Source organism: Pseudomonas sp. MNR3A, from assembly GCF_009650575.1.
Taxonomy (GTDB): domain Bacteria; phylum Pseudomonadota; class Gammaproteobacteria; order Pseudomonadales; family Pseudomonadaceae; genus Aquipseudomonas; species Aquipseudomonas machongensis.
The window spans coordinates 228,493-254,544 of record NZ_VZZS01000016.1; the positions used below are offsets into that span (position 1 = coordinate 228,493).

25 protein-coding genes are annotated in these 26,052 nt (G+C 63.0%); 11 read left to right on the forward strand and 14 right to left on the reverse strand.

What is annotated here, in order from left to right:
- Positions 1 to 15: 15 nt before the first annotated feature.
- A complete protein-coding gene (gene hppD, locus F6X62_RS12665; protein WP_063544992.1) occupies positions 16 to 1,092 on the reverse strand; it encodes a 4-hydroxyphenylpyruvate dioxygenase in 1,077 nt (358 codons plus the stop codon).
- Between the two features lie 308 nt (positions 1,093 to 1,400).
- Between hppD and F6X62_RS12670 the strand changes: the two genes are divergently transcribed.
- Together F6X62_RS12670 and rarD are read left to right on the forward strand one after the other, a co-directional pair.
- Positions 1,401 to 2,987 (forward strand): EAL domain-containing protein, encoded by a 1,587-nt coding sequence (locus F6X62_RS12670; RefSeq protein WP_153773713.1) that lies wholly within the window; start codon positions 1,401 to 1,403, stop codon positions 2,985 to 2,987.
- Positions 2,988 to 3,020: 33 nt separating this feature from the next.
- On the forward strand, positions 3,021 to 3,908 hold the full coding sequence (gene rarD / locus F6X62_RS12675) for an EamA family transporter RarD (protein WP_153773714.1): 888 nt from the start codon (positions 3,021 to 3,023) through the stop codon (positions 3,906 to 3,908).
- On the opposite strand, the gene F6X62_RS12680 is transcribed toward rarD, so the two are convergent.
- The gene (locus tag F6X62_RS12680) at positions 3,871 to 5,442 is read right to left on the reverse strand and encodes a TerC family protein (protein ID WP_153773715.1); all 1,572 of its coding nucleotides are present in this window, start codon (positions 5,440 to 5,442) and stop codon (positions 3,871 to 3,873) included. The genes rarD and F6X62_RS12680 overlap by 38 nt on opposite strands.
- A gap of 262 nt (positions 5,443 to 5,704) precedes the next feature.
- Between F6X62_RS12680 and F6X62_RS12685 the strand changes: the two genes are divergently transcribed.
- Positions 5,705 to 6,289 (forward strand): LysE family translocator, encoded by a 585-nt coding sequence (locus tag F6X62_RS12685; RefSeq protein ID WP_153773716.1) that lies wholly within the window; start codon positions 5,705 to 5,707, stop codon positions 6,287 to 6,289.
- 5 nt (positions 6,290 to 6,294) lie between these two features.
- On the opposite strand, the gene F6X62_RS12690 is transcribed toward F6X62_RS12685, so the two are convergent.
- Together F6X62_RS12690 and F6X62_RS12695 are read right to left on the reverse strand one after the other, a co-directional pair.
- Complete coding sequence (locus tag F6X62_RS12690) at positions 6,295 to 7,074, reverse strand: AraC family transcriptional regulator (RefSeq protein WP_153773717.1); 780 nt, start codon at positions 7,072 to 7,074, stop codon at positions 6,295 to 6,297.
- A 10-nt stretch (positions 7,075 to 7,084) separates the two neighbouring features.
- The gene (locus F6X62_RS12695; RefSeq protein ID WP_065863688.1) at positions 7,085 to 7,627 is read right to left on the reverse strand and encodes a helix-turn-helix domain-containing protein; all 543 of its coding nucleotides are present in this window, start codon (positions 7,625 to 7,627) and stop codon (positions 7,085 to 7,087) included.
- A gap of 151 nt (positions 7,628 to 7,778) precedes the next feature.
- Here F6X62_RS12695 and F6X62_RS12700 point away from each other — a divergent pair, with 151 nt between their 5' ends.
- The 3 genes from F6X62_RS12700 (at position 7,779) to F6X62_RS12710 (ending at position 11,375) form a co-directional block, all read left to right on the forward strand.
- A complete protein-coding gene (locus F6X62_RS12700; RefSeq protein ID WP_153773718.1) occupies positions 7,779 to 8,561 on the forward strand; it encodes an aldolase in 783 nt (260 codons plus the stop codon).
- Positions 8,562 to 8,594: 33 nt separating this feature from the next.
- Complete coding sequence (locus tag F6X62_RS12705; protein WP_153773719.1) at positions 8,595 to 9,485, forward strand: dihydrodipicolinate synthase family protein; 891 nt, start codon at positions 8,595 to 8,597, stop codon at positions 9,483 to 9,485.
- 135 nt (positions 9,486 to 9,620) lie between these two features.
- On the forward strand, positions 9,621 to 11,375 hold the full coding sequence (locus tag F6X62_RS12710) for a hypothetical protein (protein ID WP_153773720.1): 1,755 nt from the start codon (positions 9,621 to 9,623) through the stop codon (positions 11,373 to 11,375).
- 27 nt (positions 11,376 to 11,402) lie between these two features.
- Here F6X62_RS12710 and F6X62_RS12715 read toward each other — a convergent pair whose 3' ends face one another.
- Positions 11,403 to 11,579 carry a hypothetical protein gene (locus F6X62_RS12715; RefSeq protein ID WP_153773721.1) on the reverse strand — a complete coding sequence of 59 codons (177 nt, stop codon included), beginning with the start codon at positions 11,577 to 11,579 and terminating at the stop codon, positions 11,403 to 11,405.
- Between the two features lie 192 nt (positions 11,580 to 11,771).
- On the opposite strand from F6X62_RS12715, the gene F6X62_RS12720 reads away from it, so the two are divergent.
- On the forward strand, positions 11,772 to 12,548 hold the full coding sequence (locus tag F6X62_RS12720; protein ID WP_153773722.1) for a hypothetical protein: 777 nt from the start codon (positions 11,772 to 11,774) through the stop codon (positions 12,546 to 12,548).
- Positions 12,549 to 12,570: 22 nt separating this feature from the next.
- On the opposite strand, the gene F6X62_RS12725 is transcribed toward F6X62_RS12720, so the two are convergent.
- Genes F6X62_RS12725 through F6X62_RS12740 form a run of 4 tightly spaced genes read right to left on the reverse strand, consistent with a single transcriptional unit; the run spans position 12,571 to position 15,410 of the window.
- On the reverse strand, positions 12,571 to 13,305 hold the full coding sequence (locus F6X62_RS12725) for an amino acid ABC transporter ATP-binding protein (protein ID WP_112898343.1): 735 nt from the start codon (positions 13,303 to 13,305) through the stop codon (positions 12,571 to 12,573).
- The gene (locus F6X62_RS12730; protein WP_054890698.1) at positions 13,292 to 13,939 is read right to left on the reverse strand and encodes an amino acid ABC transporter permease; all 648 of its coding nucleotides are present in this window, start codon (positions 13,937 to 13,939) and stop codon (positions 13,292 to 13,294) included. The genes F6X62_RS12725 and F6X62_RS12730 overlap by 14 nt, the downstream gene beginning before the upstream one ends.
- Positions 13,940 to 14,605 (reverse strand): amino acid ABC transporter permease, encoded by a 666-nt coding sequence (locus tag F6X62_RS12735; protein ID WP_054890699.1) that lies wholly within the window; start codon positions 14,603 to 14,605, stop codon positions 13,940 to 13,942.
- Between the two features lie 22 nt (positions 14,606 to 14,627).
- On the reverse strand, positions 14,628 to 15,410 hold the full coding sequence (locus F6X62_RS12740; protein WP_153773723.1) for a transporter substrate-binding domain-containing protein: 783 nt from the start codon (positions 15,408 to 15,410) through the stop codon (positions 14,628 to 14,630).
- Positions 15,411 to 15,688: 278 nt separating this feature from the next.
- Between F6X62_RS12740 and F6X62_RS12745 the strand changes: the two genes are divergently transcribed.
- Positions 15,689 to 16,372 carry a FadR/GntR family transcriptional regulator gene (locus tag F6X62_RS12745; RefSeq protein WP_054890701.1) on the forward strand — a complete coding sequence of 228 codons (684 nt, stop codon included), beginning with the start codon at positions 15,689 to 15,691 and terminating at the stop codon, positions 16,370 to 16,372.
- Positions 16,373 to 16,549: 177 nt separating this feature from the next.
- Positions 16,550 to 17,872: an MFS transporter gene (locus F6X62_RS12750; protein WP_063545000.1), complete on the forward strand. Its 1,323-nt coding sequence runs from the start codon at positions 16,550 to 16,552 to the stop codon at positions 17,870 to 17,872.
- A gap of 27 nt (positions 17,873 to 17,899) precedes the next feature.
- On the opposite strand, the gene F6X62_RS12755 is transcribed toward F6X62_RS12750, so the two are convergent.
- Genes F6X62_RS12755 through F6X62_RS12765 form a run of 3 tightly spaced genes read right to left on the reverse strand, consistent with a single transcriptional unit; the run spans position 17,900 to position 23,525 of the window.
- The gene (locus F6X62_RS12755; RefSeq protein WP_153773724.1) at positions 17,900 to 21,031 is read right to left on the reverse strand and encodes an efflux RND transporter permease subunit; all 3,132 of its coding nucleotides are present in this window, start codon (positions 21,029 to 21,031) and stop codon (positions 17,900 to 17,902) included.
- A gap of 14 nt (positions 21,032 to 21,045) precedes the next feature.
- Positions 21,046 to 22,251 carry an efflux RND transporter periplasmic adaptor subunit gene (locus tag F6X62_RS12760; protein WP_153773725.1) on the reverse strand — a complete coding sequence of 402 codons (1,206 nt, stop codon included), beginning with the start codon at positions 22,249 to 22,251 and terminating at the stop codon, positions 21,046 to 21,048.
- 47 nt (positions 22,252 to 22,298) lie between these two features.
- Entirely contained in the window at positions 22,299 to 23,525 is a 1,227-nt protein-coding gene (locus tag F6X62_RS12765) for a TolC family protein (protein ID WP_153773726.1), read from the reverse strand.
- Between the two features lie 216 nt (positions 23,526 to 23,741).
- Here F6X62_RS12765 and aroQ point away from each other — a divergent pair, with 216 nt between their 5' ends.
- Positions 23,742 to 24,191 (forward strand): type II 3-dehydroquinate dehydratase, encoded by a 450-nt coding sequence (gene aroQ / locus F6X62_RS12770; RefSeq protein WP_153773727.1) that lies wholly within the window; start codon positions 23,742 to 23,744, stop codon positions 24,189 to 24,191.
- Complete coding sequence (locus F6X62_RS12775) at positions 24,188 to 25,036, forward strand: shikimate dehydrogenase (RefSeq protein ID WP_153773728.1); 849 nt, start codon at positions 24,188 to 24,190, stop codon at positions 25,034 to 25,036. The genes aroQ and F6X62_RS12775 overlap by 4 nt, the downstream gene beginning before the upstream one ends.
- A 30-nt stretch (positions 25,037 to 25,066) precedes the next feature.
- Here the strand turns inward: F6X62_RS12775 and F6X62_RS12780 are convergent, their stop codons facing one another.
- Both F6X62_RS12780 and F6X62_RS12785 read right to left on the reverse strand, forming a co-directional pair.
- Positions 25,067 to 25,636: a thioredoxin family protein gene (locus F6X62_RS12780; protein WP_125929988.1), complete on the reverse strand. Its 570-nt coding sequence runs from the start codon at positions 25,634 to 25,636 to the stop codon at positions 25,067 to 25,069.
- Positions 25,626 to 25,901, reverse strand: coding sequence for a DUF2790 domain-containing protein (locus F6X62_RS12785; protein WP_153773729.1), 276 nt, complete (start codon positions 25,899 to 25,901; stop codon positions 25,626 to 25,628). Before F6X62_RS12785 ends, F6X62_RS12780 begins: the two co-directional genes overlap by 11 nt.
- Positions 25,902 to 26,052: the final 151 nt, after the last annotated feature.

Sequence of the window (26,052 nt, forward strand, 5' to 3'; positions counted from 1 at the left end):
ACCCTGTTCACAAGGCTAGTCGACGTTAAGCACGCCGCGCCGAACCTGATCGCGCTCAATGGACTCGAACAGCGCCTTGAAATTACCTTCGCCAAAGCCATCATCGCCCTTGCGCTGGATGAACTCGAAGAATACCGGCCCCAGCAGGGTTTCCGAGAAGATCTGCAGCAACAGGCGTTTGTCGCCAGGCGCGGACGCACCATCGAGCAGAATACCCCGAGCCTGTAGCTGATCGACGGGCTCGCCATGCCCCGGCAGGCGCTCTTCGAGCATCTCGTAGTAGGTCTGTGGCGGCGGGGTCATGAAACGCGTGCCGATGGCCTTGAGAGCATCCCAGGTCTTGAGCAGGTCGTCGGTCAGGAAGGCCACGTGCTGAATACCTTCTCCATTGAACTGCATCAGGAACTCTTCGATCTGGCCCGAGCCCTTGGACGATTCCTCGTTCAGCGGAATACGGATCATGCCGTCCGGCGCAGTCATGGCGCGCGAGGTCAGCCCGGTGTACTCGCCCTTGATGTCGAAATAGCGGATCTCGCGGAAATTGAACAACTTCTCGTAAAAGCCTGCCCAATAGCTCATTCGCCCACGGTAGACGTTGTGCGTGAGGTGATCGATGATTTTCAGCCCCGCGCCTGCCGGATTGCGGTCAACGCCTTCGATAAAGTTGAAGTCGATGTCATAGATCGAGCTGCCTTCCTCGAAACGATCGATCAGGTACAGCGGCGCACCGCCGATGCCCTTGATCGCTGGCAGCCGCAGCTCCATCGGGCCCGTTTCGATTTCGACCGGCTGAGCCCCCAACTCCAGCGCGCGGGCATAGGCTTCATGCGCATTGCGCACGCGGAATGCCATACCGCAAACGGACGGACCATGCTCGGCAGCAAAGTAGGAAGCGATGCTCTTGGGCTCGTTGTTCAGGATCAGGTTGATGCCACCCTGGCGATAGAGGTGGACATCCTTGGAGCGGTGAGTGGCCACCTTTGTGAAGCCCAATGCCTGGAATACCGGTTCCAGCACGCCAGGAGTGGGTGAAGCGAACTCGATGAACTCAAAGCCCATCAGGCCCATCGGGTTGTCGAAGATATCAGCCATGTTCGTGTCCTCATCTACAGCAAAAAAAACGGTGTCAAACGCTTGGGATGTCGGACAGATGAGGTGGCGAGCAGGGAATACCCCTCACGCTGCGGGAGAGGAAATCGCCATAGAGAAGCTTGAACCCGTGATATGCCATATGAACCTGGTCTCGGCTGGGTCGGCTTTCCAGAAGGGAAAGACCTTATTCTTGTATTCGTAAACTGATTCTACAGTGCGTAATTTCCTTTGTCGCGCATTAGTTCGGTACTCCGCCGAAGGTCCGAGCTATCCTTGTGCAACCACCAGTCATACAAGTCTAGACCCGCATGCCTCTAACGGTTAAACGCCAAGCTCGCTGGAGCTGGCGCCGCCTGCTGCCCTGGGCGGTCGGCACACTGCCAATACTGTGCGGCCTGGCGATCATGCACTGGCAGATCGAACGCGATCTGCGAGACAACAGCCAGGCCACCGTCCAGCAGGTCGTCAACCATGTGGAGCGTATCCTGGATGGTGTCTCCAAGGCGGCGCAAGCGCTGTTGCCTCTGGCCGGACGCCCGTGTAGCGAAGTCACACTGGCTTTGCGCGAGCAAGTGACGCGCAATGCGTTCGTACGCTCTACCAACCTGTTTGACCACGACACCCTGTATTGCTCCTCGCTGTTGGGCGATTACGACGAACCGGTCAACCCCCTCGACTACACCGAAGGTCAGCTGTGGCTGATGGATGGCAATTCGATCACGCCCGGCCATCCCCTATTGGTGTATCGCACCGGTCAGGAGGGCCGCGGAGCCATCGCCACGGTCGATGGCGACCACCTGCTCACGGCCCTGCGCTTGATTGCCGATGACGAAACGCTAGGGGTTCAGATCGGCAGGCACTGGTTGGGTGCCGACGGCCTCGTGCATACCGGCACCCCTCCGACAGCCGCCAGCGCACACGCCTCTCAATACTCGGCACGCTACCCGTTCAGCGTCCACGGTGGCTATGGTCCGGACAAACCGATGGAAGTGCTGCGCAGCCAGTACCCGGCGCTGCTGGGCCTTCTATTGGTCATTGGCGCGTTGATCGGTCTGGCCTGTCGTTGGCAACTGCGACGTGCCTCGTCGTCAAGGGCCGAGTTGAACCGGGCGCTGGAGGCGAACGAGTTCATCCCATACTTTCAGCCGGTGGTGCGCAAGGGTGACTACCGCTGGGCCGGCGCCGAGATACTGATGCGCTGGCAACACCCGCACGAGGGATTGGTGCGCCCCGACCTGTTCATCCCCTACGCCGAGCACAGTGGGCAGATCGTGCCCATGACCCGTGCCCTGATGCTGCTTACCGCCCAAGGCCTGGCGCCCTATTCGGCGCTGATGGAGGACGGCTTCCACATCGGCATCAACATCACCGCCGACCACTGCCGCGACCTGGGACTGCTTGACGATTGCCGCACCTTTCTCCAGCACTTTCCACCTGGCCGAGTGATCCTGACCCTGGAGTTGACCGAACGCAAACTGATCGAAGCGACGCCGATCACCCTGGAGCTGTTCGAAAAGCTTCACCAGATGGGCGTGATGATTGCCCTGGACGACTTCGGCACCGGCCAGTCCAGCCTCAACTACCTGCGGCAGTTCAAGATCGATTACCTGAAGATCGACCAGAGTTTCGTCGCCATGATCGGCAGCGATGCACTGTCACAGCACATCCTCGACACCATCATCGACCTGTCGACCAAGCTGGGGCTGGGCATTGTCGCCGAGGGCGTGGAAACCGACGTTCAGCGTGATTACCTTGCGCGACAACAGGTGGATTTCCAGCAAGGCTACCTTTACGCCCGGCCAATGCCGCTGGAAGAATTCCTTCAGGCGCTCGCTGCACAGCCTGCCAGCTTGCGGTTGCCCCAGGGCGTCCCCCCTGAGATCATGCCCGGCTGATTCGTCCGTTTACTTTCTGCAACCGAGGCTTTCGTGTCAAAAGGCATCATCTCGTCTGTCATGGCATCCTGTCTGTTCGCCGTGATGTACTTCTATACCTCCATGCTCGCACCGCTCGACGGCGAGGAGATCTTCGGCTGGCGCACCCTGCTGACCCTCCCGTGCCTCACCCTGTTCATGCTGCTCAGCAAGGACTGGAAGCATGTCGGCGAGCTGCTGGCGCGCGTTCGCCAGACCCCTCGCCTGTTACTGGGCATGGTCGGCACGTCATGGCTGCTGGGTGTCCAGCTATGGCTGTTCCTCTGGGCGCCGCTGCACGGGCGTAGCCTTGAGGTGTCGATGGGGTATTTCCTGCTGCCGCTAGCCATGGTCCTGACCGGCAGAGTGGCCTATGGCGAGCGCCTGTCACGCTTGCAGAAGCTGGCGGTAGGCTGCGCCGCGCTTGGCGTTGGTCACGAGCTGTACCAGCATGGCAGTTTCGCCTGGGAGACGCTGGTGGTTGTGATCGGCTATCCGATCTATTTCGTGCTGCGCCGACGCTGCCGCACCGACCACCTGGGCGGCTTGTGGTGCGACATGTGCCTGTTGCTGCCATGGGCCTTGTACTTCGTGATCCAAGGCCCGCTGTCGAGTGCCGACCTGGCTGCACATCCAGGTCTGTACGCCCTGATCCCGCTGCTGGGAGCGATCAGCGCTTCGGCGCTGATCGTCTACGTGCCCGCCAGTCGCCTGCTGCCGTTCGGTCTGTTCGGCCTGCTCAGCTACGTCGAACCGGTGCTGCTGGTCGGCGTAGCCCTGCTACTGGGCGAGAGCATCGCGCCTGACCAGTGGCTGACCTACCTGCCGATCTGGGCTGCGGTGCTGGTGCTGGTGCTCGAAGGCATCAAGCACCTGCTGCGTCAGCGTCGTCGGTCGGTGTAAGACGCACCTGGCGCACCCGCCTCTCCTCCACCGCCACCACCGTCATGGTCCAGCCGTTCCAGGCCAGTTGATCGCCTACCACCGGCAGGCGATCCAGCAGGCTCATCACCAAGCCCGCCAGGGTCTGGTAATCCTCGGTGGCGCGGGCGACGAAGCCGGTACGCGCCTGAACCTGGCTCAGGTTCAGGGCACCACTGACCACGAAACCGCCCGACTCCTCGACGATCCCCGGTCCTTCCACCTCACTGGCGTCTGGTAATTCGCCAGCAATGGACTCGAGGATGTCGGTCATGGTCAGTACGCCGGTGAAGTCACCAAATTCGTTGACCACGAAGGCAATGTGGGTGGACTGGCCACGCATCTGCTCCAGCGCGTTGAGAATACTGAAACTCTCCAGCAGGTTCAGCGGTGTACGCACCATGCTTTCAAGGTCTGGCTGGTTGCCCGAAAGCAATTCCTTGAGCAACTCCTTCTTGTGCACAAAGCCCAGTGGCTCGTCGATACGACCGTCACGAATCAACGGCAGTCGCGAGTATGGCGAGTTGACCAAGACCTGCGTAATGGCTTCATCCGACAGCGCCAGATCAATGGCATCCACCTCGGCACGCACGGTCATCACGGTGCGTATCGGTCGCTCGGCCAGGTTCAGCACACCGCTGATCATCACCCGCTCGCGGCGGTCGAACAGCACATGCTCTTCCCCCCCTTCGACCAGGTCGGCGATCTCCTCGCCCACTTCATCGGCCTCGATGCGTCGCCCACCCAGCAAGCGCAGTACAGCATGCGCGGTGCGCTCGCGCAGCGGCTTGTGCTGCTGCAGGCTGCGTTTGCGGCGGGCCCGTGCCACCTGGTTGAACAGCTCGATCAGGATCGAGAAACCGATAGCCGCATACAGATAGCCTTTAGGGATATGGAAGCCCAGGCCTTCGGCAGTCAGGCTGAAACCGATCATCATCAGGAAGCCCAGGCACAGCATGATCACCGTCGGGTGGGCGTTGACGAAACGGGTCAGCGGCTTGCTGGCAACGATCATGATACCGATGGAGAAGATCACTGCGATCATCATCACCGAGAGCTGCTCGACCATGCCAACGGCAGTGATAACCGCATCCAGCGAGAACACCGCATCGAGTACGACGATCTGCGCGACGATGGGCCAGAAGGCAGCGTGACGCACAGCGCCGGTGCTCTGGGCCACATGCCCTTCCAGGCGCTCGTGCAACTCCATGGTGGCCTTGAACAACAGGAACACACCACCGAACAGCATGATCAGGTCACGGCCAGAGAAGCTCTTGCCCCAGACCTCGAACAACGGCGCGGTCAGGGTCACCATCCACGAGATGGAGGCCAACAGGCCCAGGCGCATCAGCAATGCCAAGGTCAAACCGATCACCCGGGCACGGTCGCGCTGATGCGGCGGCAACTTGTCGGCGAGGATGGCGATGAAGACCAGGTTGTCGATACCCAGCACCAGCTCGAGGACGATAAGCGTCAACAGGCCTAGCCAGGCCGTGGGGTCAGCTAGCCATTCCATTAGCGGGTACTCTCGGGAGAAACGTCACGAAGACGCGGAAAGGATGGCCAGGACGGCCGAAGACTGGGGGGCTCCGCGAAGGTGCTCATAAATACCTTGATAGAAATTTGGGAAGGTGATCCTACAATCGAAGCAGGTTTTCCTGACAGTGTGAAACTATTACAAAAGCTGTAACAGCTCCGTTTGAGCACTTTCGTTCAATACCAGGGCCTCAAAGGTGAGCCAGGATGCGTGACCTCATTCGACATCAAGGAAGCCTTTCATGAGCCTGTCACTGTCCATGGCCGCCTTCGCCTTGGCGGCCTCGATTTCTCCTGGCCCTGTGAATATAGTCGCCCTCGGCAGTGGTGCACGTCATGGGCTGCGTGCCAGCCTGGGCCATGCTGCCGGCGCCAGCCTGGGGTTCTGCCTGCTGCTGGTACTGATCGGCCTGGGGCTGCATGAAGTGCTGCTGCGCTGGCCAGTGTTAAGCCGCCTGCTGCATTGGGGTGGGGTGCTGTTCCTGTTGTACATGGCCTGGAAGCTGTCCAGCGACAACGGCCAGCTGAACGCCAGCCATCAGACGCAGGCGCCCTCGTTCTGGCACGGTGCTGTGATGCAGTGGCTCAACCCCAAGGCCTGGCTGGCTTCAGTGGCCGGAATCGGCGCCTATACCGGCGGCGACCAGCAACTGCTGTGGCTGTTCACCTGGCTGTATGCACCCATCTGCTTCGTCTCAGTGGCCAGCTGGGCGTGGGCTGGCAGCGTGATCAGTCAGTACCTGGGTAACCCACGTCGCATGCGTCTGTTCAATCGCGGGTTGGCGGTACTGCTGGTCGCCAGCGCGGTGTACCTGGTACTGGGCTAACGCGCTCAACCGCCGCTGCGGTAATGCCCTGGCGTGGCGGCCAGATGCTGCTTGAAAGCCCGCTGCAGATGCGCCTGATCGGCAAAGCCCGCCTCCAGCGCCACCTCGGCGATCCCGCGTCCGCGACGCAATTGCGCCCGGGCGTGCTGTACCCGCTGGTCGACCAGATACCCATGGGGCGTCAAGCCAAAGCGTCGACGGAACGCGCGAATCAGATACGCCCGCGACAACCCCGCGGCGGCGCAGATATCGTCAAGGCTCAAAGGGTCGAGGCGATGGGCACGAATGAAGGCCGCTGCCGTCTCCAGACGCGGATGTGCCTGCGAATGCACGCCGGGCGCTGCCTCTAGGTATCCCGGCAGTGCCTTGAAGAACGCCTTCAGCATCGTTTCACTGACGTCGGTATCGCCATCGAACAGCCCGGCGAAGAGCTGCAACAGACGCGCATAGAGCGCTGGCGACTCGCTGTAGGTTGCCTGGGGCAGGACGAAGCCCTGCGCCTCAAGCCAGGGCAGGTCGACGTACAACATCAGGTACGACCAGACCTCACCCTCGATCGGATTGCACGCATGTACCACACCGGGGTTCATCAGCACCGTAGCGCCGGCCGCAAGCTCGCGCCAGGTACCGCCGGACAGATAGCTGCTGCGCCCGCCCGTCACCACACCCACGGAAAAACCTTCATGCGAATGCGGGCCATAGCAGACCTGGCGCCCATCTCCCACCCGCCGCGCCTCGACGAAGGGCAGCGCTGGATCGCGCCAGAACCGCGACACCTCGATCATCGTCCGCGCCTCACGCCTCACCGCCTTGTACCACGACCAGCAACTGCGCCTGGCATTCACCGACCGAGCGCAGCCGATGCGGTGTCTGCGCGTTGAAATGCAGGGCATCGCCCTGCTCCAGCAACACCCGCTCAGACATGAAATCGACCTCGACCTGGCCCGCATGGACGAACAGAAATTCCTCGCCCTGGTGCTCCTTGAACGTGGGATCACTGAAATCGCGGGGTGGCTGAACAAGAAAGGGTAACAGGCTGCGCTGCCCGATCTGTGACGTCAGCACCGTATAACCCGGGCCAGCACCATCACCCACCAGGGCCTGGCGCTCACCGCTGCGCACCAGGCTGTAGCGCGCCTGGAGGTTGTGATCTTCGGCAAACAATTCTTCGACATTGACGTTCAATGCCCTGGCCAGCTTCAACGCCGCCGCGATCGAAGGGGTGTTCAACCCACGCTCGACCTTCGACAGGTAGCTCTTGGTCATGCCGGATTTCTCAGCCAGCACCTCCAGGGTAATGCCCAGTTTCTTTCTCAGCAGTTTCAAGCGGATAGACATGCGGCGCGGTTTTCCCGTGTGAACGGCCTTGCTAATGACACTTTGTGTCATGTAGATTGTTTTGTGTCATGTGATTGACCGCCCCTCTCCCGATCAAAGCAGCGGGGCGGGCAAGCACTGGCATCATCAGCACGCCACAGAGGATATCCCCATGGCCAACACCCTGACACTCGGCAAAGAGCAACTGGTGCACAAAGCGCTGGCACAGATGCAAGGCTCACTCGCCGATAATACGTGGACTGTACGCGAAAAGCTGGCCCTGGCCTGTCGAATTCTCTTCGACCATGGCCATGATTCAGGCCTGGCCGGGCAGATCAGCGCCCGTGGCCCGCAACCCGGCACGTTCTACACCCAGCAACTGGGCCTGGGCTTCGACGAGATCAGTGCCAGCAACCTGCTGCTGGTCAACGAAGACCTGGAGGTGCTCGAAGGCCAAGGCATGCCCAACCCCGCCAACCGCTTTCACAGCTGGGTGTACCGCGCCCGGCCAGATGTGAACTGCATCATCCACACCCACCCCACCCACGTTGCCGCCCTGTCGATGCTGGAGGTGCCGCTGCAGGTCTCACACATGGACCTGTGCCCGCTGTACGACGATTGCGCGTTCCTCGGCGCCTGGCCTGGCGTACCGGTGGGCAACGAAGAAGGCGAGATCATCAGCCAGGCCCTGGGTGACAAGCGCGCCATCCTGCTTTCGCACCACGGCCAGCTGTCCACCGGCACCAGTATCGAGCAGGCTTGCGTCTATGCCCAATTGATCGAACGCGCCGCGCGCCTTCAGTTGCTGGCGATGTCCGCCGGCAGCATCAAATCCATCGACCCGCAGCTTGGTCGTGAAGCCCACGACTGGATCGACCGCCCCAAGCGCCACGGCGCCTCGTTCAACTACTTCGCCCGGCAGAGCCTGCGCAAACACGCCAACTGCCTTGACTGACCCCTGAATGCCTTGCTTGCGGAGCCACCCATCATGACCACAGAATTCCACGGCATCATCGGCTACACCATCACCCCATTCAGCCAGGACGGCGAACAGCTCGACCTGCCTGCCCTGGGCCAGTCCATCGATCGCCTCATCGACAGCGGCGTACACGCAATCGCCCCGTTGGGCAGCACCGGTGAGGGCGCCTACCTGAGCGACAGTGAATGGCATCAAGTCGCTCAATACAGCCTCGAACGCATTGCCAAGCGCGTGCCCAGCATCGTCAGCGTCTCCGACCTGACCACCGCTGGCGCGATCCGCCGCGCCCGCTTCGCCCGGCAGCACGGTGCCGATGCGGTGATGGTGCTGCCGTCAGCCTACTGGAAGCTCAGTGCAGCCGAGATCCTCACGCACTACCGCAGCATCGGCGCTGCGGTCGACCTGCCGATCATGCTCTACAACAACCCCGCCACCAGCGGCACTGATATGCCGGTGGAACTGATCCTGCGCATTGTCCGCGAGGTGGACAACGTCACCATGGTCAAAGAGAGTACTGGCGACATCCAGCGCATGCACAGGCTGCAGTTGCTCGGAGAAGGCCAGGTGCCGTTCTACAACGGCTGCAATCCGCTGGCGCTGGAGGCTTTCGTGGCCGGAGCAAAAGGCTGGTGCACTGCAGCGGCCAATCTCATTCCACAACTGAACCTGCAGCTGTACCAGGCGGTACTCGACGCCGACCTCAAGCAAGCACAGGCGTTGTTCTACCACCAATTGCCATTGCTGGACTTCATTCTCAAAGGCGGCTTGCCAGCGACCATCAAGGCCGGATTGGCCATGACCGGGCTGCCGGTGGGTGAACCACGTCGACCGGTGTTCGGGCTCGATGAGCAAACTCGCGACACCTTGGAGCGCCTGCTGCACGACCTGCGCAGCCATTGAAGGCCTGGAGATCACTGCACGCCATACGATTGATAGGTGTGACTCCCCCCTACAACTGACAAATTTGCCAGTTGTAGGGGCGAGAAAGCCGAGCTTAAATTCCGCCCAACATCCAACAAGATGAAGGGGCGCGACATGCCAGGCAAGGCTCGAGTCTTTGTATATTGCTGTGCCATTTTTGGCGTATTTGGCCAACTGCCCTCCTTCGCCGCCGCCCCCCCTAATGAACAGCAGGGCGAGCAAGGACCCAGCCAGGCGGCGCCCGCCACGATCCTGGACCAGTCCACGCTGCAGATCGCCGAGCAACCATCGCTGATCGACCGGCTCAACCTGCGCTACAACAATGTAGTGGAGCACTGCGATGACGGTGCTTCGGCCTTGCACTGCAGCGGTATCATCCTGCGCCGCTCCACCTTCAACCCCAACTTCAGCTTCTGGACTCACAGCCCTGCGGCCAAAGCACTCGGTTCGGTGACTTTTTCCTGGTTGCGTGCCGACGGCACCAGCAACAGCAACGACTTGTCCAGCGGTTTCATATTCATGGATAACAGCACCGCGCGTGCTGCTGGCTATGCACTGCAGACGCCGCGTTGCATCTACCCGTTCATGGCTGGCACCCAAGGGGCCGCCGCGGGTCGATGGCTGCATGGGTGCGGCCCGACCAAAACCGAGATCTGGCAACACAAGGACGGAAGTTCCTGCATGATCAAGGCCACACCCGCGACCGACCCAGACGGTTGGGCTGCCGATTTCAAAGGCGGCGGGTTGGATCGCAGCAAACAGTGCTCTCTAAGTGTCCAGGTACCGGAACAACTGATCACCAGCCTGAAGGTGCGGGCGTCTCACAGTGACATTGCCAAGGCCTATGGCAACGAACTGCTGATTCCCACATGGGACGAAAATTACTCAAAACAGCTGCCGATCGAGGCGTTTTTCTACAACACCGCCAAAAGCGGAGCCTTCGAAAATTCCCTCAACTTGCGCGATGCCTTCTACAAGGAAACCTTCCGCCTGGTCCCCATCGTAGGGCTGGACCTTGGCGCCACTGACAAGCAAGTTTTCAAACCGCTCAGCCGCGATCAGCAAGGCATAGCAACTGCCAATGGCCTGAACCTGCGTTATGCCAACACACTAAACGATTGCGAATTCAAGGCGCCACTCTACTGCGCCGGCGTGATCCTGCGCACCACGACATTCTCCCCCAACTTCCGAGCATGGAATCCAAGCCAGAAATCCGTAGACAGCGGCGCAGTGTCGTTCTCGTACCTGAGAACGGATCTGGGTATCACGACGCTTGCATGGAACACGCTGAACCAAGGGCTGATCTTCAACGAGCTCGACGCCGTCAAGCAACCGCGCATGTATCCGATCACACCGCTGTGCATGTACCCCACCGATGCCGCAAGTTGGAATCGAGGTGCGAATGGCTGTGGCATTCATAGTCAATATGGCGCGATCAGCGACAAATGCGCACCGCAGAATATTACAAACCTGGAACAACTTCAGCGTCACTTCCATTCGGTAGCCGACAACGGTGCCTACTTCAACGAGCGCAACAAACATCAATGCAGCCTTGCCATCAACCTAACTGAATTCAATCTCGCGTCGGTATCGCGCAAGTCCATGCTCAATGCCCAACAGCAACTTCACCATAACGAGCTGATCGTGGGGACCTGGCCGCAAAACATTCCTGACCTGCTGCCGCTTGAGGCGTTCTTCTATCAGTACAAGGATGACAATACCGCCAAACCAGCCATTGAGCAGGCCAAGGGCATGCAACAGGACTTGCTGACCACTGCCAACGGCCTGTGGAAGCCCGTGATCCGCCTCAATCTGGCAGCCCCAAGCGGTGGTGCGTTCGCGACATACCGGGCACAAGATCAGAACTGATCGTTCCTCGCCTGTCCCGGACTTGCTTCATACCGACGCCGTCATCCCGATGAAGTTCGCCAGCTCTGCCGTGCGCGGAGCGGCGAACAGTGCGTTCGGCTCCCCCACTTCATGGTTGAGCTGATCCTGCCAGTGGGCGAGCCGCGGCGGCCAGTGTTCGGGCTGGATGAGCAGGGTCGTGGCGTGCTGAAGGATCTGCTGCACGACTTGCAGGATCGTTGAAAGCCCAAAAGCTTGATGGTTGTGCCATGATTCTCGTGGCTGCGGGCTCGGAAGGGCCCGCAACACCCTGAAAAATCTTCGCCAGCCCTGAATTTTGCCTCAGCTCGTCCGTTCGATATGCTGCCCCTCCAAAACGGACCATGACGGTTCCGTCCTGCTATCAAGGATGTGTTCGTGCCAGATCCACGCTTGTCCCTTGCATTGCTCGGCCTTGCCACTATCCTGCTGCTCGGTGGCTGCCAGAGCGGGCCCAAGGCCGACGCTGCGCCACCTGTCGACCCCAAAGCTCGCCAGGCCTTCATCGAGCAGACCATGGGCATGCTGCACCACGACATGCTGGCTGCCACCGGCGGCCAGATGGCTGGAGTGCTCAACCTGAAAGTCACCCTGGATCGCGACGGCCGCCCGATCGCCTGCAGCACCCATCGCGCCAAGACGAGCCTGGCCATGCAGTTCCCTCAAGACATGACCGCCACCGACCGCAAACTCTTGGCCAGTACCGTCCAGAGCCAGTGCTGGAAAACTGTCTATCCCAAAGTGCCCGCCGGGATGCAGGGTGACAAGGGAGAGGCGCAACTGGTCGCGCCGTTGGTCCTGCTCAGGCCGCCCTATGTGTCGGAACTTGAGCAGCAACGACGCCAGCAGCATGCCGATAATCAGTTTCTGTGGCGGACGCTGATGCGCGATGAACCAGTCGACAGCGTAGGTCTGGCCCTGATCCGCTACCAGGCAGATGCGGCAGGCCGGGTAACAGGCTGCCTGGTTGAGCTTGCTCCGCACCCGGTGCGCAAGGACGCGTTTCGCATGGACGGAGCCCTCCAGGCACGGCTCAACCGGCAGTGCCTGAACCTCGACCTGGGGCAGATGCCAGGGTTCGCGCCAGACGCGCATGGCAATTTCGCCGGTAACGGGCTGCTCCAGTACGCGCCCTGGAAAGTCGGCCGTGATTAGGCTGTGTCTGGTCCCGAGGCATTCAGGTCGGTACCGTCATGCCAATGAAGTTCGCCAGCTCCGCGGTACGCGGAGCGGCGAACAGCTCGCCGGGATCGCCCACCTCATGCACCTTGCCCTGATGCATGAACACTAGCTTGTCGCCCACCTCACGGGCGAAGCGCATTTCGTGGGTGACCATGATCAAGGTCATGCCTTCGCTGGCCAGTTGCCGCACCACGCCCAACACCTCATTGACCAGCTCCGGATCCAGCGCCGAGGTAATCTCGTCGCACAGCAAGACCTTGGGCGACATCGCCAGGGCGCGGGCTATCGCCACCCGCTGCTGCTGCCCGCCCGAGAGGCGATCCGGGTAGGCGTCGAATTTCTCCGCCAGCCCAACCCTGGCCAGCATGCGCTCGGCCAACTCACGCGCCTGCGCCTTGCCGGTGTTCTTCACCACCTGCGGCGCCAGCATCACGTTCTCGCCCACGGTCAGGTGCGGGAACAGATTGAACTGCTGGAAAACCATCCCGACCTTCTGCCGCAAGGCGCGCAAATCGGCACGGCTGGCGTCGAGGTATTCACCGTCCACCTCGATCACCCCGTCGCTGATCGACTCAAGGCCGTTCAGCGTGCGCAGGAAGGTGCTCTTGCCCGAGCCACTGCGGCCGATGATGGCGACCACTTCGCCCTCTTCGATGCTCAGGTCGACGCCCTTGAGCACGTGATTGTCGCCGTAGTACTTGTGCAGCGCGGACACTCTAAGCAGGGGCATGCAGCCTCCTTTCCAGATAACGGGCGCTCAGCGAGAGCGGATAACAGAGGATGAAATAGCCCAGTGCGACCAGGCCATAGACCATGAAGGGTTCGAAGGTGGCGTTGGCGATCATGCCGCCAGTCTTGGTCAACTCGGTGAATCCGATGATCGAGGTCACCGCCGTGCCCTTGACCACCTGCACCGAAAAGCCCACGGTCGGCGCGATGGCGATGCGCAGTGCCTGGGGCAGGATGACGTGGCGCAACTGCTCCATACGGCTGAGTGCCAGGCTGCCGGAGGCCTCCCACTGGCCACGTGGAATCGACTCCACGCAACCCCGCCAGATCTCGGCGAGAAACGCACTGGTGAACAAGGTCAGGGAGATCGCCGCCGCCATCCATGCCGAGACGTCGATGCCAAACAGCGCAATGCCAAAGAACACCATGAACAACTGCATCAATAGCGGTGTGCCCTGAAACAGCTCGATGTAGCCACGGGCCAGGCGCCTTGGCAGTGCCCGCTCGGAAATGCGCCCGATCAGTACCAGCAACCCGGCCAGGCCGCCACAGGCGAATGCCACCAGCGACAAGGCCAGTGTCCATTGAAGGCCCGTCAGCAAGTTGCGCAGGATGTCCCAGAAGGTGAAGTCCATTCAGCGTTTCCCCATCAGCAGGCGCTGCCCGATCCAGCTCAGCAACTGGCGCACGAGGATGGCCATCAGCAGGTACAGGACGGTGGTCAGCAGGTAGGTCTCGAACGCACGGAAGTTGCGCGACTGGATGAAGTTGGCGGCGAACGACAGTTCCTCGGTGGCAATCTGCGAGCAGACTGCGGAGCCGAGCATGACGATCACGATCTGGCTGGTCAGCGCCGGCCAGACCTTGGCCAGCGCAGGCCGCAGGACCACGTGGCGGAACGCCTCGAACCGGCTCATGGCCAGGGCCGCTGCGGCTTCCAGTTGCCCCCGGGGAATCGCCTGGATACCGGCGCGAATGATCTCGGTGGAATAGGCCCCCAGGTTGATCACCATCGCCAGCACTGCCGCCTCCCATTCACTCAGCCGCACGCCCAATGCGGGCAGGCCGAAGAAGATGAAGAACAGCTGCACGATGAACGGCGTGTTGCGGATCAGTTCCACGTACAGGCCGAACAGCAGGTCGAACGGGCGCAGGCGCCAGGCCCGCACACCGGCGCCGATCACGCCGATGGCAAGGCCGAGCACAGTGCCGATGGCGGTCAGCTGCAGGGTGAACAGGGCCCCCTTGAGCAGCAGGTCACCCTGGGCGAGCACGGGGGCGAAGTCGAATTGATAAGCCATGGCTAGAGGTGTCCGCAGCCGCTCAAAGATCGGCTGGGAGAGGTTGCTTGAGCCATTTCTCGGCATTGCGGTTCAGGCTACCGTCGGCCTTCGCCGCGGCCAGGCTGCTGTTGACCTTCTCCAGCAGCGCCGCCTCGTTCTTGGCCACACCCACATAGACTGGCGAGTCCTTCAGCTTGACCTTCACCACCGGCACCTTGGCCGGGTTCTTCTCGGCGATGGCCGACATCACCACGCTGCCGCTGGCAATCAACTGGACCTGCCCGGAAAGGTAGGCGGCGATGGTCGAGTTGTTGTCTTCGAAGCGCTTGATCACCGCATCCTTGGGCGCCACGGCGGTCAGGGCCATGTCTTCGATCGAGCCGCGGGTGATGCTGATGGTCTTGCCGGCGACCGCGCCAATGTCATCGATCTTCGCCTCGGCTGGGCCGAACACGGCCAGGTAGAACGGCGCGTAGGGCTGCGAGAAGTCGATCACTGCCTCACGCTCAGGGTTCTTGCCCAGGCTCGAGATCACCAGGTCGACCTTGCCGGTGGTGAGGAACGGGATACGGTTGGTGCTGTTGACCGGGGTCAGGGCCAGCTTCACACCGAGCTTGTCGGCCAGCAGTTGCGCGGTATCGATATCCAGGCCACGGGGCTTCATGTCCGGGCCGACCGAACCGAACGGCGGGAAGTCCTGGGGCACGGCCACCTTGAGCACGCCACGGGCACTGATATCGGCCAGCGCGTCGGCCTGAGCCAACGGCAGGGCCAAGGAGGTGCCACAGAACAGGGTTGCCAGGAGCAGGGAGCGGAACGTCATGGGTAGGCCTCGCAGGAACTCGGGTGATGGGACTGACCTGGCCATTGCAGGGGGCATGCCAGTCTGCGCCCCACACCGTTGCGAAACGCTGCCAGGCCCGTGACTGCAAGGTCTTACTGGTCTGAACAGTTGCAGCGCATGGTCGTCCTCTCCCCCGCAATGCGCCCTGCTTTCGTGCAGGGCCTTGGGGGGCTGCGCCAGGTTGGCGCAACGCTTGCCAGCACGGTCGGTTCACCGTAAAACGTCAGCGTCATTGCCCTCTGACTGGTCTGAACAGCATGCTCGACACCCTCCCCCGCGCCGTCCCGGAACTGGCCCTGCAGGCCATCCGCAAGCTTATCGATGAAGGCGGTTACCAGCCGGGTGATGCCCTGCCCTCGCAACGCGATCTGGCCGAACGGCTTGGCGTCAGCCGCGCCTCACTGCGCGAGGCGCTGTCGTCGCTCAGTGCCCTGGGGCTGGTGAGCGTACAGCCGGGCAAAGGCGTCTTCGTGCAGAGCCCGACACCCAGCGGGTTCTCATGGCCCTATGCCGAACAGGTATCGGCGGCTGATACCTTCCAACTGCGCTATGCGCTGGAGGGTTTCGCCGCCGGGCAGGCTGCGCTGGCACTGACCGCCGATCACATCGACAGGCTCCAGGCCAACGTCGAGGCCATGCGCCAGGAGCTGCGCAACGGACGCTTCGAGCAGGCGGCGCGGCTTGATTTCGAGTTCCATCAGTTGCTGCTGCAGGCCTGCGGCAACCAGGCGATGCTGCAGGTGATCACCACCAGCCAGGAAATTTTCCTGGAGAGCCAGAAGCTGCCGTTCATTCGCCCTGAGCGGGCCATGGAGACCTGGCAGGAACATCGCAAGATCCTCAAGGCCCTCGAGCGCAGGTCGCAAGCCGGGGCGCAGCGAGCGATGCAGGAGCATATCCGCAATGCTGCCTCGCGTACCGGGGTGGTATTCGCCGTCTGAGCGAGTACTGCCGTGCGCTGGTTCGCGACAGATTACCGGTTGAAACAGATATCCCGGTGTCGCCCTCAAGGATGCACCGCCCCCCGCCCTCCGCTCTACTGGCCCTGACAACAAGACGACACGGCTCGACCGTGTCCAACCCCGCCAGGCTGCCTATGACAACCGGAGAGCATTCGCATGTCTGTATCCCATGAGGTATCCCCCGCCACCCTGCGTCGGGTGATTGCCGCCTCGGCCATCGGCAACTTCGTCGAGTGGTTCGATTTCGCGGTATACGGTTTTCTCGCCACGCTGATCGCCAGCCAGTTCTTCGCCAGCCAGGACGCCAGCGTCGCCCTGCTCAAGACCTTCGCCGTCTTCGCCGTGGCCTTCGCCCTGCGTCCGCTGGGCGGCATCGTGTTCGGCGCACTGGGCGATCGCCTGGGACGCAAGCGCATCCTGTCGTTGACCATCCTGCTCATGGCGGGCTCCACCACGCTCATCGGGCTGCTGCCGACCTACGCCAGCATCGGCATCGCCGCGCCCGTACTGCTGACCCTGGCGCGCTGCCTGCAAGGTTTTTCCGCCGGTGGCGAATACGCCGGGGCCTGCGCTTACCTGATGGAGCATGCGCCTCGGGAAAAACGTGCGTTCTACGGTAGCTTCGTGCCGGTCTCGACCTTCTCGGCATTCGCCTGCGCGGCGGTCATCGCCTATGCCCTTGAAGCCAGCCTGACGCCGGACGCCATGAACACCTGGGGCTGGCGCGTGCCCTTCCTGATCGCCGCGCCGCTGGGTCTGGTCGGGCTCTACCTGCGCTGGCGCATGGAGGAAACACCGGCCTTCCGCGAAGCCATCGCCGAGGGCCGCGAGCACGAACATTCGCCACTCAAGGAAACGCTGCGCCACCATGGCCGGGCGATCCGCAACCTGGGCGCGTTCATCTCACTGACGGCGTTGTCGTTCTACATGTTCACCACCTACTTCGCCACCTACCTGCAACTGGTCGGCAACCTCAGCCGCGCCCAGTCGCTACTGGTCACCACCGTGGCGCTGCTGTTCGCAGCGGCTGGCTGCCCGCTGGCAGGTGCCTTTTCCGACTGGATCGGACGCCGCCGGACCATTGGCTTCACATGCCTCTGGGTGATGGTCTGCGTGTTCCCGGCTTACTGGCTGGCAAGCTCCGGCTCGATGGCGGGCGCGTTGCTGGGGGTGATCCTGCTGGCGGTAGGCGCTTTGTCCAGCGGGGTGGTCACCGCGGCCTTGCTGTCGGAGAGCTTCCCGACCCGCACCCGCTACACCGCCTCGGCCATCACCTACAACGTCGCCTATACACTTTTCGGCGGCACCGCGCCGCTGGTGGCGACCTGGCTTATCGGCCAGACCGGCAGCAGCCTTGCGCCGGCCTTCTACCTGGTGGTTATCGCCCTGGTGGCGCTGGTTGGCGGGCTGGCGCTACCGGAGACTTCACGCATCTCCCTGCATGAGGAATCGCTGGGGAGCCAGCCAGCCTCGGTCTGACATCACCGGAGCCGGCTGGTAGCCCTCTCAATCTTCCTCCCGCCGGTACGCCCAGCGATAGAGCGCGGGCAACACCAGCAAGGTCAAGGCCGTCGACGACAAGACCCCACCGATCACCACTGTCGCCAGCGGCCGCTGCACCTCGGCGCCCGTGCCGGTGGCCAGCGCCATCGGGATGAACCCCAGCGACGCCACCAGCGCGGTCATCAGTACCGGCCGCAGACGGGTCAACGCGCCCTCCTCGACCGCCACCCGCAGCGATCGCCCCTCTTCTCGCAGGCTGCGAATGAAGGCGATCATCACCAGGCCGTTGAGCACCGCCACCCCCGACAGCGCGATGAACCCGACCCCTGCCGAAATCGACAATGGAATATCCCGCAGCCACAGGGCCAGCACCCCTCCGGTCAGGGCAAACGGAATGCCTGTGAACACCAGCAAGCCGTCACGCAGGTTGTTGAACATCATCAGCAGCAACGCCATCACCAGCAGCAGTGAAACCGGCACCACCACCCGCAGCCGCTCGGCAGCCGACTGCAACTGCTCGAACTGCCCACCCCAGCGTGTCCAGTATCCAGGCGGGACCTGCACCTGGTCGATCAGGGTCTGCTCGGCCTGCTCGACGAACGAACCCAGGTCACGGCCACGCACGTTGGCACTGACCACCACCACGCGCTTGCCATCCTCGCGGCTGACCTGGTTCGGCCCCAATTGCAGGTTGAGGCTTGCCACCTGCGACAACGGGATAAAGCCGATCTGAGTGGCGCCAGCACTGGCCGGCACCGGTATCAGCAGGTTCGCCAGGCCGTCGACGTCTGTGCGCAGCGCCTCGGACAGGCGCACCACCATGTCGAAGCGCCGGTCCCCTTCGTACAGCGTCCCCGCCTTGCGCCCGCCGACAGCGATGGCCACCGCATCCTGCACCTGGGCAACGTTCAGACCGTGGCGTGCCGCCTTGTCGCGGTCGATATCGATGGTCAGTACCGGCAGCCCGGTGGTCTGCTCGACCTTCACCTCCGATGCCCCCGGCACCTGCTGCAAGGTGGTGGCAATTTTCGCCGCCGTGGCGTTGAGCACGTCCATGTCGTCGCCGAAGACCTTCACCGCCACATCGCTGCGCACCCCGGAAATCAGCTCGTTGAAGCGCAGCTGGATGGGTTGCGACAGTTCATGGTTGCTGCCCGGCACACTGGCGGCAGCCTGCTGCACCTCGGCAATCAACGCGTCGCGCGGTTTGCCTGGATCACGCCACTGCTCACGCGGTTTGAGCATCACGTAGGCATCGGAGATGTTCGGCGGCATCGGGTCCGAGGCGATCTCGGCGGTCCCGGTGCGGGCGAACACCCGCTCGACCTCGGGTACCTGGGCGATGATCGCCCGTTCCAGGCGTTGCTGCATGTCCACCGATTGGCTCAGGCTGGTGCCCGGCACGCGCAGCGATTGCAGAGCGAAGTCGCCCTCGCTGAGGCTGGGAATGAACTCACTGCCCATGCGACTGGCCAATACACCCGACAGCAGGACCACGCTTGCGGCAGCGGCGAAGGCCAGCTCGCGTCGACGCAGTACCCAGGCGAGCACCGGGGCGTAACGCTGGCGAGCCGTGCGCATCAGCACACCCTCTTCCTCCTTGACCTTGCCTGTGACGAACAGCGCAATCGCTGCCGGCACGAAGGTCACCGAAAGAATCATCGCCCCCAGCAAGGCCATGACCACGGTGAACGCCATGGGGTGGAACATCTTGCCTTCGACACCGGTCAGGGCAAAGATCGGCAGGTACACCACCATGATGATCAACTGCCCGTAGATCAGGGGCCGGCGTGCCTCGCGGGCAGCCGCAAACACTTCATGGAACCGCTCGGCACGGGTCAGCATGCGCCCGTGCTTGTGCTGGGCATGGGCCAGTCGACGGATGGCGTTCTCGACGATCACCACCGCACCGTCGACGATGATGCCGAAGTCCAGCGCCCCCAGGCTCATCAGATTGGCGCTGACCTTGTTGGCGAACATACCGGTGAAGGTGAACAGCATCGACAGCGGAATGACCATGGCCGTGATCAACGCTGCACGGATGTTGCCCAGGAACAGGAACAGCACGGCGACCACCAGGATGGCGCCTTCGACCAGGTTCTTCTTCACCGTGGCGATGGCTTTTTCCACCAGGTTGGTGCGGTCGTACACCGTGACCGCCACCACGCCCTCGGGCAGGCTGCGGTTGATCTCGGCAAGCTTCGCCGCGACGGCCTGGGACACCGTGCGACTGTTCTCGCCAATCAGCATGAACACCGTGCCCAACACCACCTCGCGACCATTTTCGGTCGCCGCTCCCGAACGCAGTTCTTCGCCCAGGCCGACCTGGGCCACATGGCTGACACGAATCGGCGCACCATCGGCACTGGAGATGACGATGTTGGCAATGTCCTCGATCGACGCCACCTGCCCCGGCGCACGCACCAGCAACTGCTCGCCGTTGCGCTCGATGGCACCCGCGCCGACGTTGGCATTGTTGCCCTGCAACGCCGCGATCAGGTCATCGAGCGTGAGCTTGTAGGCCGCCAGGCGCTTGGGATCCGGTGCAATCAGGTACTGCTTGGCGTGGCCACCGATGCTGTTGACTTCGGCCACCCCCGGCACATTGCGCAGTTGAGGTTTGATGATCCAGTCCTGGATCACCCGCAGGTCGGTGGCGGTGTAGGGCGTACCGTCCTCCTTGAGTGCACCGTCCCGGGCCTCGACCGTCCACAGGAAGATCTCCCCCAGGCCCGTCGAGATGGGCCCCATGCCCGCTTCGATGCCCTCGGGCAATTGTTCGCGGGCGACTTGCAGGCGCTCGTTGACCAGCTGCCGGGCGAAGAAGATATCGGTGGCGTCATCGAAGATCACGGTCACTTGCGACAAACCCGAACGCGACAGCGAACGGGTCTGCTTGAGCCCGGGCAGGCCGGCCATGGCCGTTTCGATGGCGTAGGTGATGCGCTGCTCGGTTTCCAGCGGCGAATAGCCTGGTGCAGCGGTATTGATCTGCACCTGCACGTTGGTGATATCGGGCACCGCGTCGATCGGCAGCTTCTGGTAGCTGTGGATGCCCACCGCAGCCATCAGCACCACGGCGAGCATCACCACCAGGCGTTGCTCGATGGCAAATTGAATCAGGCGTTCGAACATGAGGGTTTCCCGGATCAGTGACTGTGCTCGGCCGAGCCCTTGCCCAGCTCGGACTTGAGGACAAAGCTGCCTGCCGCCGCCACCTGGGTGCCGCGGGCCAGGCCTTCGGTGATTTCGACGAAGCCGCCATCGCGGCGGCCGGTCTTGACTGGCAGCGCCTGGAAGCCATCAGGGGTGCGAGCGAACACCACGCTGCGCTCTTCGAGGGTCTGCAGTGCAATCTGGGGGACCACCACGGCCGCCTCTGCTTGCTCGACGGTCACCGCGATATTGACGAACAACCCGGGGCGCCAGGCCCCATTGGGGTTGGCCAGCGTGGCGCGGGCAGTGGCAGCGCGGTTCTGCTCGCCGAGCAGGTTGCCGACATAGTTGATGGTGCCCTCGACTTGCGCATCGAGGTCCGGCGAACTCACGGTCACGGCGCGGCCGCTGGTGACCTTGTCCAGATCGCGCGGGGTCACGGCGAACGTGGCCCAGACTCGGTTCAAATCGGACAGGGTGAAGGCATTGCTGGCCTCACTCACCACTTCGCCGACGGTCAGGTGTTTTTCCACCACCACCGCATCGAACGGTGCACGCAGCTCGTAGCGATTACCCACCCCCGCCGGGGCCACGGCCGCAACCTTCTGCCCGGCATTGGCCAAGGCGATCTCAGCTTCCTGCAAAACCTGGCGAGCCTGCAGGTAATCCTGCTCGGCGCTGATGCGCTCCTGCCACAACTGCTTTTCACGCTCGAAGGTCAGCCGCGCCAGCTCGACCCGCCGCTGCGCCGCCTGCTGCTCGCTGCGCAGCTCGGAGATCTGTTGGCTGGCGATCACCGCCAGCACCTGGCCACGCTTGACCGGCTGGCCGAGGTCGGCCTGCACCGACTCGACCACACCCGGAACACGCGGCACCACGTGGGCGGTACGGTCCTCATCGAAACGAATCTCGCCAGGAAAACTGATCGCCGTACCCAGGGCACGCGGGCCGGCGGTCACCAACTGGACCCCGGCCGCCTCGATCTGCGCTGCAGAAAGATGCAGCTCGCCCTCTTCATCGTGACCTTCCTCGCCGGACGCAGCAGGCGCGCTGCCGTGGTCGTGGCCGTCATCGCCATGCTCGTCATGGCCTGATTCGCTGGTCTTTGCGGGGGCGAGATTGCCGGTCCAGGCCAGCCCACCGACGCCGATCACGGCGACCAGGGTGGCAAGGATGGCGAACTTGCGTGTGGTGTTCATGGGGGCTCCTGCTGCAAATGAAGAAGGTAGAACGCTCGATCCGCGCCTCAGCGCCCGGTATCCAGCTGGCCATAGATCCGCTCGATCTGTGCCCGGGCATCGCTTGCCGACGCCAGGGCGTCGAGGTACTGCCCGCGGGCCTCGATCAGCGTGCGCTGGGCGTCCAGAACGTCGAGGAAAGCGAACTTGCCGCGCTCGAAGCCACGCGTAGCGGTATCTACCGCCTGGCGTGCCGAGGGCAGGATGGTGCGGTCGTAGGCGTTGACCTCGGCCATGGCCATGGCCCACTGGCTCAGTGCGCTGCGGGTATCGCTGCGCAGGCGCAGTTCCACTGCGTTGCGCAGGTCGCGGGCCTGGTCGGCGCGACGCGAGGCCGCCAGCACGTTGCCCTGGTTTCGGTCGAACAGCGGCAGCGGCATGGACAGCCCGACCACGTTGACCCGTTCACGGTCCTCGCGGCTGTACTGGCTGCCCAGGCTGACCGTGAGGTTGGGGATCCGCTGGGCCTTTTCCGAACCCAGCGCGGCTTCTCCACGCTCGATCTGCGCGGCCGCAAGGCGCCACTCGACGGTCTGCTCGACCTTGCCCAGCAAGACCTCGGCCTGTGGCGCCGGGCCAGGCAACAAGCCGTTGCCATCAAGCTGCGTGAACGCCACATCGGCGCTGCCAATCAAGCGCGACAGCGCCTGCCAGGCCACCGTGCGATCCGCTTCGGCACGGCGCAGTTGCGCCAGAGCCTGGGCCAACTGCACGTCGGCGCGAGTGGCCTCGACCGGCGATGACTGGCCCGCCGCAACCCGCGCCTTTACCACCCGCAGGCCCCGTTCGGTCAAGGCCTTGGACTGCTCGGCCAGCTCCACCGCAGTCTGCGCCCGCAGTGCAGCATGGAAAGCCTGGGTCACATCGGCACGCAGGCCATTGCCCTGGCGCTCGAGCTCCAATCGGGCGATATCCTGCCCGGCCTTGGCCACCTCGACACGCGCGCCACGCTTGCCACCCAACTCGAGCGCCTGGCTGAGCATGACCGTGGTGGTGCTGGTATCGCGGCGAGTGTCTTCACGCTCCCAGGAAAGCTCCGGGTTGGGTATCAGACCCGCCTGGCGCCGTTCGCCTTCGGCAATGCCGAGCGCCTGGCGCACGGCAGCCAGGTCCGGATTATCGGCAAACGCCGCATCGAGCGCCTGGTTCAGGGTCAGGCCCTGTCCTGCCTGGGCGACAGCACTGGCCGACAGCAGGCAAATCAGGGCGAGGAAGCGGGAGGGTTTGAACGGCACGGTCTGGGGTCCTCGACGGCTGGCGATTGCTGGCGAGGGACTCTAGGACGCGGCGGTTATCGTGGCGGTGGCGTGAAGATTACGATTCTGTAATCCAGCCGGAACGGCGGGCGATTATCGCCCCCGATTTTCATACCGAGCGGCGCCAGCTGATTTACAAAACTAACCGGATAGTACAAAACTTGCTGCATCCAACAATAAAAGCGATGCTCCGCCATGCCATGCCCAATCCTCGTACTCAACGGCCCCAACCTCAACCTGCTCGGCACCCGCGAACCTGGTCACTACGGCCGGGAAACCCTCGCCGACCTTGCCAATCTGTGCGCTGCCAGCGCCCGTGAGCTGGGCCTGGAAACCGAGTTTCGCCAGACCAACCACGAAGGTGAACTGATCGACTGGATACATGGCGCCCGTGGCCGCTGCGCCGGCATCCTGATCAATCCCGGCGCCTGGACCCACACCTCGGTTGCCATCCGTGACGCGCTGCTCGCCTGTGAACTGCCGGTGATCGAGGTGCACCTGTCCAACGTCTACAAGCGCGAGCCGTTCCGGCACCTCTCGTTCGTATCGGCGGTGGCCGTGGGGGTGATCTGCGGCTTGGGCAGCCAGGGCTATCGCGCAGCGCTTGCCCACTTCCAGCAACTGCTGCAGGAGGTCGCAGCATGACGCCGCACAGCATCCTCGCTGGCCTGATCGGGCGCGGCATCCAGGCCTCGCGCACACCCGCGCTGCACGAGCACGAAGGCGACGCCCAGGCCTTGCGCTACCTGTACCGGCTGATCGATGCCGACCAGCTGGGTGTGGACGACAGCGCCCTGCCCCGCTTGCTCGACGCGGCGCAGCACACCGGTTTTACCGGGTTGAACATCACCTTCCCGTTCAAGCAGGCGATCCTGCCGCTGCTCGATGAGCTCTCGGACGAGGCGCGCGGCATCGGCGCCGTCAACACCGTGGTGTTCAAGGACGGCAGGCGCATCGGCCACAACACCGACTGCCTGGGTTTCGCCGAAGGCCTGCGCCGAGGCCTGCCCGGCGTTGCTCGGCGCCAGGTAGTGCAAATGGGCGCTGGCGGCGCAGGGGCCGCGGTGGCTCATGCGTTGCTGGCCGAGGAAGTCGAGAGCCTGGTGCTGTTCGAGGTAGACCACGCACGCGGGCAAGCGCTGGTGGACAACCTCAGCGCACGCTTCGGGGCCGGCCGCGCGCAGTTGGGCGAAAACCTGGCCCACGCCCTGGCGACAGCCGACGGGCTGGTCAATACCACGCCGGTGGGCATGGCCAAGCTGCCGGGTACGCCGTTGCCGGTCGAACTGCTGCACAGGCGCTTGTGGGTGGCCGAGATCATCTACTTCCCACTCGAAACCGAGCTGTTGCGCCACGCCCGGGCGCTGGGCTGCCAGACACTCGACGGCGGCACCATGGCCGTGTTCCAGGCGGTCAAGGCATTCGAGCTGTTCAGCGGTCGCAAGGCCGACCCGATACGGATGCAGGAACACTTTGCCAGTTTGCGCTGAGTGGCCCGCTGCAGCGGCGCTAGCCGGCGCCTACGTCGACGGCTCGGCCAGCAGCTCGCGGATCACCTGTTCCTGGCCAGCGTAGTCCCCTTCACCGAAATGCACATGGCGCACTTGCCCCTTGCGATCGACGAAGTAATGCGCCGGCCAGAACTGGTTGCCCCAGGCATTCCAGATCCGGTAATCGTTGTCGACCGCCACCGGATAACCGATGTCGAGCGAGCGTACCTTCTGCCTGAGATTGCCCACATCATGCTCGTAGTCGTACTCCGGCGTATGCACGCCCACCACCACCAACCCCTGGTCGGCATAGCGCTTGGCCCACTGGTTGACGTACGGCATGCTGCGCTTGCAGTTGATGCAGTCCCAGGTCCAGAAGTCCACCAGCACGACCTTGCCCTTGAGCGCAGGCGCATCCAGCGGCGGCGAGTTGATCCACGCCTGGGCACCTGCCAGCGAAGGCATCGGCCCCAGGTCGTCGCGCGCCAGCAGGTGCCCGGCCAGGCCCAGGCCTGCGAGCGCCAGGATCACACCGCCCACCTTGAGCCAGCGACGTCGCCAGGGGCGGCCTGGCTCGGCCTGGCTACGATCAGTTGTCATGGCAACCGCCGGTGGCGTAGGTACGGTACTCGACGCTCTGTGCCTGACCGTGCGAGTCCAGGTAATCCATGCGGGTATTGACCACGCCACAGGCGTTGCTGCGATCGTTCTTCACCGACAGTACGCGCTTGACGTCCAGGTGATCGCCGTAGCGGTACTGCATGGCCTGGCTGTCGGGCATCGGTTGGGTGCTGGCCTGGGCGGCGATGGCGCCGAAGCCGAGTACGGCGAACAGGCTGGCACTGGCAAGGGTCTTGAAGTTCATGGTGTATCTCCTGCGGGGCTTTAGGTGGGGAGCAGTTCACTCCCCGGTCGAGAGCCATTTGAAGCCCGCCAGGTATCGGCCATGTGTCGAGAAACGCGCGTGCTGCTTCGTTCTGTATCTGTGTCGCCGACAGATACACTGCAATACAAAC

Coding starts and splice junctions, on each gene's coding strand:
- hppD (WP_063544992.1), bottom strand. CDS start 1,092: ATGGCTGATATCTTCGACAACCCGATGGGCCTGATGGGCTTTGAGTTC.
- F6X62_RS12670 (WP_153773713.1), top strand. CDS start 1,401: ATGCCTCTAACGGTTAAACGCCAAGCTCGCTGGAGCTGGCGCCGCCTG.
- F6X62_RS12680 (WP_153773715.1), bottom strand. CDS start 5,442: ATGGAATGGCTAGCTGACCCCACGGCCTGGCTAGGCCTGTTGACGCTT.
- F6X62_RS12685 (WP_153773716.1), top strand. CDS start 5,705: ATGAGCCTGTCACTGTCCATGGCCGCCTTCGCCTTGGCGGCCTCGATT.
- F6X62_RS12690 (WP_153773717.1), bottom strand. CDS start 7,074: ATGATCGAGGTGTCGCGGTTCTGGCGCGATCCAGCGCTGCCCTTCGTC.
- F6X62_RS12695 (WP_065863688.1), bottom strand. CDS start 7,627: ATGTCTATCCGCTTGAAACTGCTGAGAAAGAAACTGGGCATTACCCTG.
- F6X62_RS12700 (WP_153773718.1), top strand. CDS start 7,779: ATGGCCAACACCCTGACACTCGGCAAAGAGCAACTGGTGCACAAAGCG.
- F6X62_RS12705 (WP_153773719.1), top strand. CDS start 8,595: ATGACCACAGAATTCCACGGCATCATCGGCTACACCATCACCCCATTC.
- F6X62_RS12710 (WP_153773720.1), top strand. CDS start 9,621: ATGCCAGGCAAGGCTCGAGTCTTTGTATATTGCTGTGCCATTTTTGGC.
- F6X62_RS12725 (WP_112898343.1), bottom strand. CDS start 13,305: ATGCCCCTGCTTAGAGTGTCCGCGCTGCACAAGTACTACGGCGACAAT.
- F6X62_RS12730 (WP_054890698.1), bottom strand. CDS start 13,939: ATGGACTTCACCTTCTGGGACATCCTGCGCAACTTGCTGACGGGCCTT.
- F6X62_RS12735 (WP_054890699.1), bottom strand. CDS start 14,605: ATGGCTTATCAATTCGACTTCGCCCCCGTGCTCGCCCAGGGTGACCTG.
- F6X62_RS12740 (WP_153773723.1), bottom strand. CDS start 15,410: ATGACGTTCCGCTCCCTGCTCCTGGCAACCCTGTTCTGTGGCACCTCC.
- F6X62_RS12745 (WP_054890701.1), top strand. CDS start 15,689: ATGCTCGACACCCTCCCCCGCGCCGTCCCGGAACTGGCCCTGCAGGCC.
- F6X62_RS12750 (WP_063545000.1), top strand. CDS start 16,550: ATGTCTGTATCCCATGAGGTATCCCCCGCCACCCTGCGTCGGGTGATT.
- F6X62_RS12755 (WP_153773724.1), bottom strand. CDS start 21,031: ATGTTCGAACGCCTGATTCAATTTGCCATCGAGCAACGCCTGGTGGTG.
- F6X62_RS12760 (WP_153773725.1), bottom strand. CDS start 22,251: ATGAACACCACACGCAAGTTCGCCATCCTTGCCACCCTGGTCGCCGTG.
- aroQ (WP_153773727.1), top strand. CDS start 23,742: ATGCCATGCCCAATCCTCGTACTCAACGGCCCCAACCTCAACCTGCTC.
- F6X62_RS12775 (WP_153773728.1), top strand. CDS start 24,188: ATGACGCCGCACAGCATCCTCGCTGGCCTGATCGGGCGCGGCATCCAG.
- F6X62_RS12780 (WP_125929988.1), bottom strand. CDS start 25,636: ATGACAACTGATCGTAGCCAGGCCGAGCCAGGCCGCCCCTGGCGACGT.
- F6X62_RS12785 (WP_153773729.1), bottom strand. CDS start 25,901: ATGAACTTCAAGACCCTTGCCAGTGCCAGCCTGTTCGCCGTACTCGGC.